The sequence below is a fragment of the Rufibacter ruber genome, from assembly GCF_001647275.1.
Lineage (GTDB): Bacteria > Bacteroidota > Bacteroidia > Cytophagales > Hymenobacteraceae > Nibribacter > Nibribacter ruber_C.
Map to the genome: position 1 here is coordinate 160,840 of NZ_LRMM01000001.1, position 13,260 is coordinate 174,099.

At 52.2% G+C, this 13,260-nt stretch carries 9 protein-coding genes; 5 read left to right on the forward strand and 4 right to left on the reverse strand.

Annotated elements, in window-relative coordinates; genetic code table 11:
* Positions 1-523 precede the first annotated feature (523 nt).
* On the forward strand, positions 524-2,311 hold the full coding sequence (gene lepA / locus A8O25_RS00665; protein WP_066829433.1) for a translation elongation factor 4: 1,788 nt from the start codon (positions 524-526) through the stop codon (positions 2,309-2,311).
* A 435-nt stretch (positions 2,312-2,746) separates the two neighbouring features.
* Positions 2,747-3,178, forward strand: a complete 432-nt coding sequence (locus A8O25_RS00670) for a c-type cytochrome (RefSeq protein WP_153042537.1) — start codon at positions 2,747-2,749, stop codon at positions 3,176-3,178.
* 618 nt (positions 3,179-3,796) lie between these two features.
* Here A8O25_RS00670 and A8O25_RS00675 read toward each other — a convergent pair.
* Complete coding sequence (locus A8O25_RS00675; protein ID WP_066829437.1) at positions 3,797-4,432, reverse strand: carbonic anhydrase; 636 nt, start codon at positions 4,430-4,432, stop codon at positions 3,797-3,799.
* Between the two features lie 226 nt (positions 4,433-4,658).
* Here A8O25_RS00675 and A8O25_RS00680 point away from each other — a divergent pair, with 226 nt between their 5' ends.
* The gene (locus A8O25_RS00680) at positions 4,659-5,540 is read left to right on the forward strand and encodes a bifunctional 5,10-methylenetetrahydrofolate dehydrogenase/5,10-methenyltetrahydrofolate cyclohydrolase (protein ID WP_066829439.1); all 882 of its coding nucleotides are present in this window, start codon (positions 4,659-4,661) and stop codon (positions 5,538-5,540) included.
* 844 nt (positions 5,541-6,384) lie between these two features.
* Here A8O25_RS00680 and thrC read toward each other — a convergent pair.
* From thrC to A8O25_RS00695, 3 genes are read right to left on the reverse strand one after another with little or no spacing between them, the layout of a single operon-like run.
* On the reverse strand, positions 6,385-7,704 hold the full coding sequence (gene thrC / locus A8O25_RS00685) for a threonine synthase (RefSeq protein ID WP_066829441.1): 1,320 nt from the start codon (positions 7,702-7,704) through the stop codon (positions 6,385-6,387).
* A 2-nt stretch (positions 7,705-7,706) separates the two neighbouring features.
* A complete protein-coding gene (locus A8O25_RS00690; protein WP_066829443.1) occupies positions 7,707-8,663 on the reverse strand; it encodes a homoserine kinase in 957 nt (318 codons plus the stop codon).
* Between the two features lie 10 nt (positions 8,664-8,673).
* Entirely contained in the window at positions 8,674-10,083 is a 1,410-nt protein-coding gene (locus tag A8O25_RS00695) for an aspartate kinase (RefSeq protein ID WP_066829445.1), read from the reverse strand.
* Between the two features lie 594 nt (positions 10,084-10,677).
* Here A8O25_RS00695 and A8O25_RS00705 point away from each other — a divergent pair.
* Together A8O25_RS00705 and A8O25_RS00710 are read left to right on the forward strand one after the other, a co-directional pair.
* Positions 10,678-11,259 carry a 7-carboxy-7-deazaguanine synthase QueE gene (locus tag A8O25_RS00705; RefSeq protein ID WP_082893373.1) on the forward strand — a complete coding sequence of 194 codons (582 nt, stop codon included), beginning with the start codon at positions 10,678-10,680 and terminating at the stop codon, positions 11,257-11,259.
* A gap of 4 nt (positions 11,260-11,263) precedes the next feature.
* Positions 11,264-13,186, forward strand: coding sequence for an OmpA family protein (locus A8O25_RS00710; RefSeq protein WP_066829452.1), 1,923 nt, complete (start codon positions 11,264-11,266; stop codon positions 13,184-13,186).
* Positions 13,187-13,260: the final 74 nt, after the last annotated feature.

Consider the following 13,260-nt stretch of genomic DNA (forward strand, 5'->3'; position numbering starts at 1 on the left):
CAAAAATTAGTGGAGTTTGTTTAAGGTTTGCCGCTTGAATCCCTCAATTCATTTCTAAAATATCATTTACCTCTGTAAGTGTCCCAAACTTAAGCTTTTTAGTACACCATATTTTTACAAAAGTATTAAAGGAGGTATAATGATATAACTTTTTATATTGTTCCGCACCTTTTAATTTTTCTCCTGGAAATTGTCCATATGATGTATAAGTTACCATAGATTAGTATTTTTCCTTTTCTTAGCATGAAGAGCACAATTGCCAAATAAACGTATGACCTAAGTTTATTTGCCCTATAAATATAGCAAAACTTACGCTTTGCATTCTATATTCAGCTAATAGAAAACTACTCTACTGAATATACTAAACACCCCACACATAATAAAACCCTCACCCGTTTTCCGCCTCTTTTCCCAAAAACAGCCCGGAAACGCAAATCCCGCCAGAAAAAGTCTCGCTGCGGGCGCCCAACCCGTTCCACCGGCGCACTTTTCTTTGTATCTTTGGAGATTGTAACCGATTCCTATGAAGAACATCCGCAATTTTTGCATCATTGCGCATATTGACCACGGCAAAAGTACCCTGGCCGACCGTCTGTTGGAGTTTACCCAGACCGTTGCCGAGCGGGAAATGCAGAACCAGTTGCTAGATAACATGGACCTGGAGCGGGAGCGGGGCATCACCATCAAGAGCCACGCCATCCAGATGAACTATCATTATAAGGGCGAAGACTACGTGCTCAACCTCATTGACACCCCCGGCCACGTGGACTTCAGCTATGAGGTGTCGCGGTCCATTGCCGCCTGTGAGGGCGCGTTGCTCATTGTAGATTCCAGCCAGGGCATTGAGGCGCAGACCATTTCCAACCTGTACCTGGCCATTGGCAATGACCTGGAGATTGTGCCGGTGCTGAACAAGATTGACCTGCCGCACGCCATGCCCGAAGAGGTGAGCGACCAGATTATTGACCTTATTGGCTGCGACAAGGAAGACATTATCCATGCCTCGGGCAAAGCCGGTATTGGCATTGAAGAGATTCTAGCCGCCATCTGCGAGCGTATTCCGGCCCCCAAAGGCGACCCCGAGGCTCCGTTGCAGGCCCTCATTTTTGACTCGGTGTTCAACTCGTACCGCGGCATTGAGGTGTACTTCCGGATCATGAACGGCACCCTGCGCAAAGGCGACAAAGTAAAATTCATCGCCACGGGCAAACAGTACGAGGCCGATGAGATTGGGGTACTCAAGCTGAACCAGGAACCCAAGCAGGTCATGGCCGCGGGCAACGTGGGCTACCTGATTTCGGGCATCAAAAACGCCAAAGAAGTAAAAGTAGGGGATACCATCACCCACGCCGCTAACCCAGATACCATCCAGATTCAAGGCTTCGAGGAAGTGAAGCCCATGGTATTCGCCGGTATTTACCCCGTTGAAACCACTGAGTACGAGGAACTGCGCTCTTCCATGGAGAAACTGCAGCTCAATGACGCGTCGCTGGTGTGGGAGCCGGAGACGTCGGCGGCCCTTGGGTTCGGGTTCCGTTGCGGGTTCCTGGGCATGCTGCACATGGAAATTGTGCAGGAGCGCCTGGAGCGCGAGTTTGACATGACCGTGATCACCACCGTACCCAGCGTGCAGTTCAAGGCCTTCACCACCAAAGACGGCGAGGTAGCGGTAAGCGCCCCGTCAGAAATGCCGGAACCTAACTTCATTGACCACATTGAAGAGCCGTTTATCAAAGCGCAGATTATCTCCAAAGCCGAATTTATTGGCCCCATCATCTCGCTCTGTATGGACAAGCGCGGCATTCTGAAGGCGCAGAACTTCCTGACCTCAGACCGCGTGGAGCTGATTTTTGAGATGCCGCTGGCCGAAATCGTGTTTGACTTCTTTGATAAACTCAAAACCATCAGCCGCGGCTACGCGTCTCTGGACTATGAACTGATTGGGTTCCGGGAATCACACATGGTCAAGCTGGACATCATGCTCAACGGCGAAAAAGTAGATGCGCTCTCCGCCATTGTGCACCGTGACAAAGCCTATGACTGGGGCAAGCGCCTCTGCGAGAAATTGCGGGAGCTGCTGCCGCGCCAGATGTTTGAGATTGCCATTCAGGCCGCCATCGGGCAGAAGATCATCGCTCGTGAAACGGTGAAAGCCCTCCGCAAGAACGTATTGGCCAAATGCTACGGCGGTGACATTTCCCGTAAACGGAAGCTCCTGGAGAAGCAGAAGAAAGGAAAGAAACGCATGCGCCAGGTAGGCAACGTGGAAATTCCGCAGGAAGCCTTCTTAGCCGTTTTGAAACTAGATTGATTTACAAAATCCGATGTGAAAGCATCGGGTTTTTTCTTTAGTAGGGGCAATCTCTGGTGGTTGCCCAAATGCAATTATGAATGTATAAGGGTAACCATCAAGGATTGCCCTTACAATGAATATCAGAACGAAAATGATTTATTCCGTTTTCGGCCTATTTTCCAGAAATCAGGCCAAAAACAGAACGAGTGCGTGCCCTCGATTTTCCTCCCCATTTTGTCATCCTGAAAGGATCTTGTGGGCAAGCTAGAACGGCTTTTAATTAAAGCTACTACCGTGCGCCCACAAGATCTTTCCAAGATGACAATAGTAATGAGGTTTGATCACTATTAATCCGTTCTCCTTATATTTAATGGAGTTTCAACCTGCTTTGCCTATGTTCCAGAAAAACTTAAAGTTGCTGCCTGGCTGCTGAATACCGCAGTGTTTCTGCTTATGGTGGTGGTGGGGGCGTTGGCGTATCAGTTGGTGACAAACAAAGATGCGTTGCTAGGGCAGGAGGAAGAGGTCTTCTATTGTGGAACTATAGATGAAGACTTGGCTTTATTAACAGGAGAAGATTTGAAGAACGAAACCGGGAAGGCGTTATTTCTAAATAACTGTATTCAATGCCACGGTTTTACTGAAGTTGTAGTAGGCCCGGCATTAGCTGGCGTTATGAAACGGCATTCTAAAGAATGGGTGTATTCCTTCGTTCTGAATTCTTCTAAAATGATAGAAGAAAAAGACTCTGCAGCAGTAGCTATTTTCGAGGAGTATGCCAAAACGCAAATGCCAGCCTTCGCCTTTTCCAGGGCTGAATTAGATTCCCTGTTTGATTACATTTCTGACCAGCCGAGGGACGTGCCTGCAGTTGAAACGGATTAAGGATAATTAATTGCTATAACTTGAAACTCCATTTTGCTGTTTCCAGAAACAGGCCGAAAACGGAGTTTGTCTAAATACACTTTCATAATAGTTTGTCATCCTGAAAGGATCTTGTGGGCGAACTAGAAAAGCATATACATAACCGCCTTTGCCGTTCGCCCACAAGGTCTTTCTAAGATGACAAGAATGAGGTAGGGTTGTGAGGCTCAGGAGTAATTACTAAATGTCAATTCTTAATTGCTAAACCACAATTAACCCCCTATGGCTCAACTATGGCGCGGAAATTCCTTCCGTGACTTATTAAACACAGCCCTCCGTTTTTGGCCTGCTTTCCAGAAAACAGCTCAAAAACGCAATCTCCTGCTTCAATTCTTCGGCTTGACACGAAACGTGGCGAAAGTTTACCAACGTACGTGGCCGGGTAAATGAGCATCTCAGGTTGGTAAACTTGCTTGAAGGCTACCCACAAGTTTCCGCGGCGCTCAAACTGGCGGGAGAGTACATTGCATAAGCGTGGTTACCGTTCACCCAAAAGTTTCTTTCAGAAGGACAAAGAAGGAAGACTAGCAGATAATTGAACAACAAGTATTAATCAACAACTAGCAATCAACAATCCTATCAGCTGGTCAAATCATAAATGGCTTTAATCTCCTGCAGAATCTGCTCAAAGTTGATGTTGAGGTCAATAATGTTGCCGGTATGGATGTCAAAGACCCAGCCGTGTACCTGGGGGAATCCGGTTTCCTGGTAACTCAGCTGCAGGGCGGCGGTTTTGATGATGTTGGTGCACTGTTCCAGCACGTTCAGCTCCACCAACCGGTTGAACCGCTCGGTTTCCCCGGCAATGGCGTCCAGCTCGGCTTTGTGGTGGCGGTACACGTCACGTATGTTGCGCAGCCAGGGGTTGAGAATTCCCAGATCCTTGGGTTGCATGGCCGCTTTCACGCCGCCGCAGTTGTAATGGCCGCAGACAATGATGTGCTTCACCTTGAGGTGCCGGATGGCGTAGTTCAGCACGGCCATCACGTTCAGGTCCACGTTGTTTACCAGGTTAGCCACGTTGCGGTGTACAAACACCTCGCCGGGCCCCAGGCCCATCAATTCCTCAGCGGTCACGCGGCTGTCTGAGCAGCCAATGTACAGGTAATCGGGGTTCTGGTCCTGGGCCAGGTGCTTGAAAAAATCTGCGTTGGTGCTGGTTTTCTGGGCAATCCATTGGCGGTTATTCTCAAAGATGTCTTCGTAGCTGGTCATAGCGGGAGTTAGTTGGAGGTACTGCGGTAAAAATACGGGATAGGCTAACAGAATGATGAGCCAGGGCTGAAAAAAAAGAAAAGTTGGGTTTAAGTTCCTTTCGTTTTAACAGCCGGAGAACTGTTTCGGCGTAGCCGAAGGTGAAATATCTGCAAATAAATGACGGACGTTTGGCCGGAGGCTTGTACTTTTGGCTTTCGTTCATCTCTTCATTTCTTTACTACCCATGATTCTCTTAGACGGTAAGAAAACCTCTGAAGCCATTCAACGTGAGATTGCGGCCGAGGTAGCCGACATCAAAGCCAAAGGAGGGAAAGTACCGCACCTGGCGGCTATTCTGGTGGGCCATGACGGCGGCTCCATGACCTATGTGAACAACAAGGTGCTGGCCTGCGAAAATGTAGGCTTTGAATCTACCCTGCTGCACTATGAAGACGACATCACCGAAGAGGAACTGCTGAACAAGATCAGGGAAATCAACCAGGACGATACCATTGACGGTCTCATTGTGCAGCTGCCGTTGCCCAGGCACATCAGCTCAACCCGGGTGCTGGAGGTGCTGGACTATAAGAAAGACGTAGACGGTTTCCACCCGCTCAACGTGGGGCACATGGTAGCCGGCCTGCCCGCCTATCTTCCCGCCACGCCCTATGGAATCCTGCAACTGCTGGAGCGCTACAACATTGAAACCAAAGGCAAGCACTGCGTGGTGGTAGGCCGAAGCAACATTGTAGGCACGCCCATCAGCATTCTCATGAGCAAGTGCACCTATCCCGGTGAAAGCACCGTGACCATTTGCCACCGCAACACCGTTGATTTGGCGCACCACACCCGCCAGGCCGATATCCTGATTGTAGCCGTGGGCAAGCCCGGCCTGATTACCGCAGACATGGTGAAAGAGGGGGCCGTGGTGATTGACGTGGGTACCACCCGCGTTGAAGATGCCACCCGTGCCCGCGGCTGGCGCCTGCGCGGCGATGTGGACTTTGACCACGTAGCGCCCAAATGCAGCTACATCACCCCCGTGCCCGGCGGAGTAGGCCCCTTAACCATTGCCATGCTCCTGAAAAACACGCTGCGTGCCGCCAAAAAAGAAGTGCACGATTAAGATTTTGCAATAGCCTGAAAGCGCCACCCTGTATCAATGACGGGGTGGCGCTTTCTGTTTTTGGTCTGTTTTCAGAAAAACAGCCCGTAAACAGATGAGCGGCGTCTCCTCTCCCTGGAGGGAAAGGGTGAGGGGGCAGCGGCGGCTGTCAGAAGCACGATTGTCAGGTATAGGTTAATTTAAAGGATTGGGATAGCCGTTGGCGCAGACGCTCGCAGGTCCTCCGGACGCTACGAGGTCTTTGGAGCATTGCTGATTGCTCTTTGCTTGATTGCTTAGAAAGCGGTGGCAGGAGTTTCAATCCGTGACTAACAGTGCGGCGAGTCTCCAGACTCGCCGGGACCCAAAAGCTGGGATTTGTGAAAATGGAGTCTGGAGGCTCCCGCCACTCATCGGCACGAGTCTGGAGGCTCGCGCCAGAAAAGATTAGGTATCACCCAATACGAGATTTTCTATGGCGCGTACTTTACTTCCGCACCTTTCTCCTGCTTAGTCTTTACTTTTTTTAAAACGAATATACCCTCATCCTAACCTTTTCCCAGGGGGAGAAGGAACTCAGTTGTTTGTGTTTCTGGCCTGTTTTCTGGAAAGTAAGCCAAAAACGGCCTTCATCTCCAGCAGTGAATTCCCCTCCTCAGAGGGTAGGGGTGGGCCACGCATTCCAGGGCTTAATCATCAGCCATCGCAACTACGCCTGTTCCCAAGACCTCGTAGCGTCCGGAGGACCTGCGAGCGTCTACGCCAACGGCAAACAGAAAGCCCTCACCAGTTTTCAAAACCTGTGAGGGCTCCTGCTACATTTCTGTTTTCGCTGTTTTCCTAAAAACAGGCCGAAAACAGAAACTTATAACGTTCCTTCTTTGTGTGTCTGCTTCAGAAGCAGCGCCAGTTCTTTGTAATCATTAGGCAGAATGGTCACTTGCTTCTGCCTACCCAGAAACGCCTGCAGCTGCTCCGGTACCGCAATCTCGTGCCCCAGCACGGCTTCAATGCTGTTCTTGAATTTGGCCGGATGGGCGGTTTCCAGAAAGATGCCTTGCGTTCTTAAACCAGACATAAGCTTTTTCAGGCTGAGGAAGCCAATGGCCCCATGGGGGTCTAACAGGTAGTCACGCGCTTCATACACCCGCTGAATAATTTCTTTGATTTGGTCATCGTCGGCCCAGAAACCTTTCACCACCTGCTGCAGGGCGTCCAGTTTGTTCCCGAACAAATGCTGAATACGGGGGAAGTTGTTGGGCGCGCCCACGTCCATGGCGTTGGCAATGGTGGCCACAGAGGGAGCCGGTTGATAGTCGCCGGTTTCCAGGTAGTCAGGCACAATCTTGTTACGGTTGGTGGCGGCAATGAAATAGGAGATAGGCAGTCCCATTTGCCGGGCCACCAGCCCGGCCGCCAGATTCCCGAAGTTGCCGCTGGGCACTGAAACCGTGAGGCCGGTCTGGTCAGGGTGACGCAGTTTCCATTGGCCCCAGGCGTAGAAGTAGTACACCATCTGGGGCAGCCACCGCGCCACGTTGATGGAGTTGGCCGAGGAAAGGTTTTTCACCTGGTTCAGCTCCCCGTCAGAAAACGCCTGTTTCACCAACGCCTGGCAATCATCAAAAGTGCCTTCTACGGCCACGGCGCTAATGTTCTGCCCCAATGTGGTGAACTGCACCTCCTGGATTTCGCTCACCCCGCCCTGCGGGTACAGCACCACCACGTCAATGTTCTCCAGCCCCAGAAACCCGTTGGCCACGGCACTGCCGGTATCACCAGAGGTGGCCACCAGCACCGTTACCGGCTTGTCCCGGTCAGCAAACGCCTGCAGGCAGCGCGACATGAAGCGGGCCCCCACGTCTTTGAACGCGCAGGTGGGGCCGTGAAACAATTCAAGGGCGTACAGACCTTGCTCCACTTCTACCAGCGGAATTGGAAAAGTAAAGACGTCTTCACAAATCTGCTGGAGCTGTGCTTCTGTGAGGTCTGGTTGCACAAAGGGCTTGAGAACCTGAAACGCCACCTGGGGCAGGAGCAGGTCTGGCAGCGCCTCAAAAAAGGAGTCGGGCAGCTGGGGGATCTCCTTCGGAAAAAAAAGGCCTTTGTCCTGGGGTAATCCTTTCAGAACGGCTTCTTTGAAGCTCAGTTCCTGTACATGGCCGTTGGTGCTGTAGTAGTTCATAGTCAGGCAGAGGCTAAGGTAGTTTGGGCAATAAGACGCACCCCTTCTTTAGGTACTGGTGAAAGGTAAGATTTGGTTTCAATGCCACTGTGGGCGTACACTTTTTCCATGGCCGCGCTTACGGCCTGCGCCGTTTCACGGGTGGCCGAAAGGGCAAAAATGGACGGGCCGGACCCGGAGATGCCGCAGCCCAGGGCACCAGCGGCCAGCGCCGCCTCCTTCACCTGCTTAAACAGCGGGATCAGGATGGAGCGCTCCGGCTCAAAGATTTCATCATGCAGGCTTCGGCCAATGAGGCCGTAGTCTTTTTTCAGGAGCCCCACCATCAGCCCGGCCAGGTTTCCCCACTGCCGTATTCCCTTCTTTAAAGGAATCTCCTGCTTGAGAATGCTGCGGGAAAGGGAGGTTTTCAATTCTATCTGCGGATACAGGACCGAGCAGAACATGTCTACCGGTACCCCCAGCGGCACGACATCTAAGGGGGCGTAGTCGCGTACCAGCACAAACCCGCCTAAGAGGGCAGGGGCTACATTGTCTGCGTGGGCAGAACCGGAGGCTTTGCGCTCCCCTTCCATAGCGTATAAAACCAGCTCCTGGGTGGTGAAAGGTTTCCCTAACAGCTCATTGACGGCAAAAGCGGCGGCGGCAGAGCTGGCGGCGCTGCTGCCCAGGCCACTCCCAACGGGCATGCCCTTGTGCAGCTGCAGCTCAAGCCCTTGCTCCAGCTGCAGGTCATCCAGCATTTTCTGGGCTACAACACCAATTACGTTTTCTTTGGGGTCAGCGGTAAGCCCGTCTACGCCGGTGACGGCGGTAATGGTGATGCCGGGTTTATCTGCTAAACGCGCCCATACTTCATCACCGGGTTGGTCTAAGGCGAAGCCCAATACATCAAAACCACAGCACACATTGGCCACGGTGGCCGGGGCATACGCCTTTATAAATTCATTCTGGTTCATGTCTGTTTTGTTACGCCAGCACCGCCTCGGCTTGCGCTGGCTTGGTCAAAAAGAAGCGGTCATGGAGCAGGTTCACCGCCTGGTGCGCATCTTCAGAGCGTACAACAACTGAGATGATGCGCTCTGTCGCCCCTTGGGCGATGGCCCGTATGTTGATCCCGTGGTCCCCCAGCAGTGAGAAGGCCTTGCCGGCAATGCCCGGCTGCTGAATCATGCCGTTGCCTACCATGGCCACAATGCTCATGGGGGTTTCCAGGCTTACCGGGTTGATGAGTTCCTGGGCAATATCCTCGGCAAATTCTGCGGTCAAAGCATGTACGGCTTTTGCGCCCTCTGTCTCTGCCAGGCCAATGGTGATGCTTTGCTCAGAAGAAGACTGCGTGATGAAGTACACATTGATGCTTTCTTGGGCCACCGCCTTGAACAACCGCATGGCCACGCCGGGCACCCCCACCATGCCGCTTCCGCTGAGGGTGAGAACGGCCATGTGGTCAATGCAGGAAATCCCTTTCACATTCTGCCTGCTGGGTGCCGGAGACGCGGTGATCAACGTGCCTTTGTGGCCTGGGTTGAAGGTGTTTTTCAGAACCAGCGGGATCTTGGCGGCAATGAGCGGGGCAATGGTGGGCGGGTACAGAACCTTGGCGCCAAAATAGGCCAGCTCCATAGCCTCCTCATAACTGAGCTCTTCAATTGAGAAAGCGGCGCTTGCCTTACGCGGGTCAGTGGTGTACATGCCGTCAACGTCTGACCATATTTCCAGCAGGTCTGCCTGGAGGGCGGCAGCGTACAGGGAGGCGGTGTAGTCAGAGCCGCCGCGGCCTAAGACGGTGGTTTTGCCTTCCGCGGAGCGGGCAATAAACCCAGGGGCAACGTAGAGGAGGTCTTCTGGCAGGCTCTGCTGAATATTGGTGTAGGTGACTTTCAGGTTGACCTTGGCGTTGAGGTAGTTGCTGTCTGTTTGAAGGTAGTCGCGGCTGTCTAACAGCGTGTTAGACAGGCCATGATGCTGGAACGCCACTGAGACAATGGCAGAGGAGAGGCGTTCCCCGTAGGCCATCATACGCGCCTTGGTGCTGTCACTCAGCTCATCCAGGAGAAAGATGCCCTTGCACACGTCTTCCATCTCCCTAAAGATCATTTTGATTTTGCCTTTGATGTCAATCTGGTGGCTCATGGGGATCAGCTCCTCAATGGCCGCCATGTGTTTGGCTTCCAGCTGCTCAAGGATTTCCTGGTAAGAGGCGTCATGGGCGGCGGCTCTCTGGTAAAGGCTGATCAGCAGGTCTGTTACCTTAGACATGGCAGAAACCACCACCACTTTTTTCTCAGAACGGTCTTTGGCCTGGATAATAGAAATTAACTGACGGATGGCATCTGCGTTGGCAACAGACGTTCCTCCAAATTTTAAAACCAGCATGTTGTTTGGCTTTTGATGGTAAATCAGATACGGGTGAACCTCTACAAAAGGCTCAGGTAGCCGGAATGGCAAAAGTGAATGGACGATATGTACAGTAAACCCCCTCCAGGGGTGGTAATAATAATGGTGCCGGTGGTGGTAGAGATAAAAGTAGAAGGCACGGCAGATGAGCCCGTCTGAACGGAAGAAAAAGGAAGTGCTATTTGGCGGCTGTTTTTCATCTGCGGGAGCAATATCTGAAAAGTTTTGAATGAAAAAGAATAAAATATGTGAAAATTTTATAGACTAACGGTTGTTATTGTTATTTCTGCAGCTGAAGCGGTATATCAACAGGTTCTCTTTACCTTTGCAGCAGCGGCTTTCCCGCAATAGAAAGAATACAATTTTGCGGTAGGCACTACTTAATACCATCTGCCGCAACTAAAGCAGGGAAAGCACTGTTTAAATGAGTACAATAAATTCGTTTTCAGGCTGTTTTTCTAAAAATAGGTCTAAAACAGAAATGAAAAAAGTGAGTTGGTTTTGGAAGAAATAGCAGACGTTAAAATTGCCTCAGTGCATACGGTTCCGGCAGATGGCACCAAGCTGCCTTTGATGGAGCATTTTTATACCATACAGGGAGAAGGCTACCACACGGGCAAAGCCGCCTATTTTATAAGGTTGGGGGGCTGTGATGTGGGGTGCCACTGGTGTGATGTGAAAGAGTCCTGGGATGCCAGCCTGCACCCCTTGACAGACACAGACTGGATTGTTCAGCAGGCGATCCAATACCCGGGAAAGGCGGTGGTGGTCACCGGCGGCGAGCCGTTGCTTTATAATCTGGATTACCTCACCTCAGAACTTCAGAAGCGGGGCATTCAAACCTTTATTGAAACCTCAGGGGCGTACCCGTTAAGCGGCATCTGGGACTGGGTGTGCCTTTCCCCCAAGAAGTTCAAGGCCCCCTCACCGGGCGTACTGGCCCACGCCGGGGAGTTGAAGGTGATTGTCTTCAATAAGAGTGATTTTGCCTGGGCAGAGGAGCACGCCGCCAACGTGAACCCCGAGACGCGCCTGTACCTGCAACCTGAGTGGAGCAAAGCGGCCCAGATCATGCCGCTGCTGGTGGAGTACGTGAAGGAAAACCCCAAATGGCGCATTTCGTTACAAACCCATAAATACCTGAACATCCCCTAAGCACATGCAGCGTTTCTGGCGTCTTTTTCTCATAAGTATCTTTATAGTAGGAGGGGCGGCCAGAAGTGCTGCCCAACCGGCTTCCGGCGTTTCTGCCAATGCCAAAGCCCAGAAGGCGTTTCAGGAGGGAATCAGGCATACCCAGAGCCGGAACTTCCCCAAGGCTATTGAAGCCTATTCTGAAGCCATTAAACGAGACCCGTCTTTTGGGCAGGCCTATCTGCAGGCGGCTGCGCTCTACCGTGTTCTGCAACAACCCGAAGAGGCGTATCAGTATTATGCCAAAGGGCTTACCTTGGTGACTCCCAGCCCGGCGTTAGCCAATGATTACCTCACGTATGCTGACCTGGCCTTTGAGCGGGGGCAGTACCAGGAGGCGACCACTTATTATGAGAAACTCATTAGCGCCGGCAAGAACCCCAGACACCTCAAGCATGCCCAGCAGCAGCTCAGCAATGTGCAGTTTGCGCAGAAGGCCATGGCCAATCCCGTTGACTTTAAACCGCAGGCCCTGGGGGCGGTGGTAAACAAGTTTGGGCTCCAATACTCTCCGGTACTCACCGCCGACCAGCGGGCGCTGCTTTTCACCGCCCGGGAAGGGAATGGCCCCTTAGACGATGAGGACCTGTACCTGGCGTACCGGAAAGACGGGCAGTGGCAGGAGCCGGTGTCAGTGTCTGAGGCTATCAACTCAGAGCTGAATGAAGGGGCGGCGTCTATGTCAGGAGACGGCAGGGTGTTGGTTTTTACCACCTGCAACCGGAAAGATTCTTACGGGAGCTGTGACCTCTACATTAGTTACCGGCAGGGAAATAAATGGAGCAAGCCCCAGAACATGGGCCGCAATGTGAACACCAGCGCCTGGGATTCGCAACCCAGCCTCTCGGCCGACGGCCGCACCCTGTATTTCGCGTCAAACAGAAAGGGCGGCTTTGGCGCCGAAGACATCTGGGTGACCCAGCAGCAGGAAGATGGCTCCTGGTCCATTCCGGTGAATGTGGGCAAATCTATCAACACCCCGGGCCGCGAGGCTTCCCCTTTTTTGCATGCCAGCGGCAACACCCTCTATTTTGCCACCGACGGCCTGCAGGGAATGGGCGGGCTGGACCTCTTTATGGTGAACCGCGAAGGCAGTGGCTGGGGGACCCCTTCCAACCTGGGCTATCCTCTGAACACCCACCGTGATGAATCCTCTATCTTTATTTCCCCGGATAACACTACCGGGTATTACTCTGGGCAGACCACGGGTGGCGGAAAAGTAGAGGTGGCCTTGCTGCAGTTTGAGGTCCCCAGTGCCTGGAAAGGCAAGACTGTAAGCAACTTTGCCCAGGGCCGGGTCTTTGATGCCAAAACCAAACAACCCCTTCAGGCACAGATCCAGGTCTATGATTTAGACTCGGCGAGGGTGGTGGCGCAGCAGGTGTCTTCAGATGAGACCACCGGTGAATACACCATTGTAGTGAACCAGGGGCAGCGGTACGCGCTGTATGTGACTGCTCCCCAACATGTGCTGGAGAGCAGGCATATTTCTCCGTCCTCCACGGCTAAACCTCTGGCGCTGGACTTTTACCTTCAACCCCTGGGCAAAGGCGCTACGGCCGTACTGAGCAATTTATTCTTTGATACCGGCAAAGCCTCCTTGCGCCCAGAGTCCAGAACTGAATTAGACAAGCTGTTCCAGTTCCTGAAGTCTAACCCAAAGATGCGGGTAGAAATTGCCGGACACACTGATAACGTAGGCCAGCCCGCTGCCAACTTAAAACTCTCTGAAGCCAGGGCCAAAGCCGTGGTCAGTTATTTAGTCTCAAAAGGAGCCCCTGCGGCAAATTACCAGGCCAAAGGCTATGGCGAGGCGCAACCCGCCGCCCCCAATACCTCTGATGAAAACAGGCAGTTGAACCGGAGAATCGAATTGCGGATATTGTAGAGGTTTTTTAGGTTTGGTTTTCCGTTTTCGGCCTGTTTTCTGAAAAGTAGGCTGGAAACGGAATGTTCTTTTGT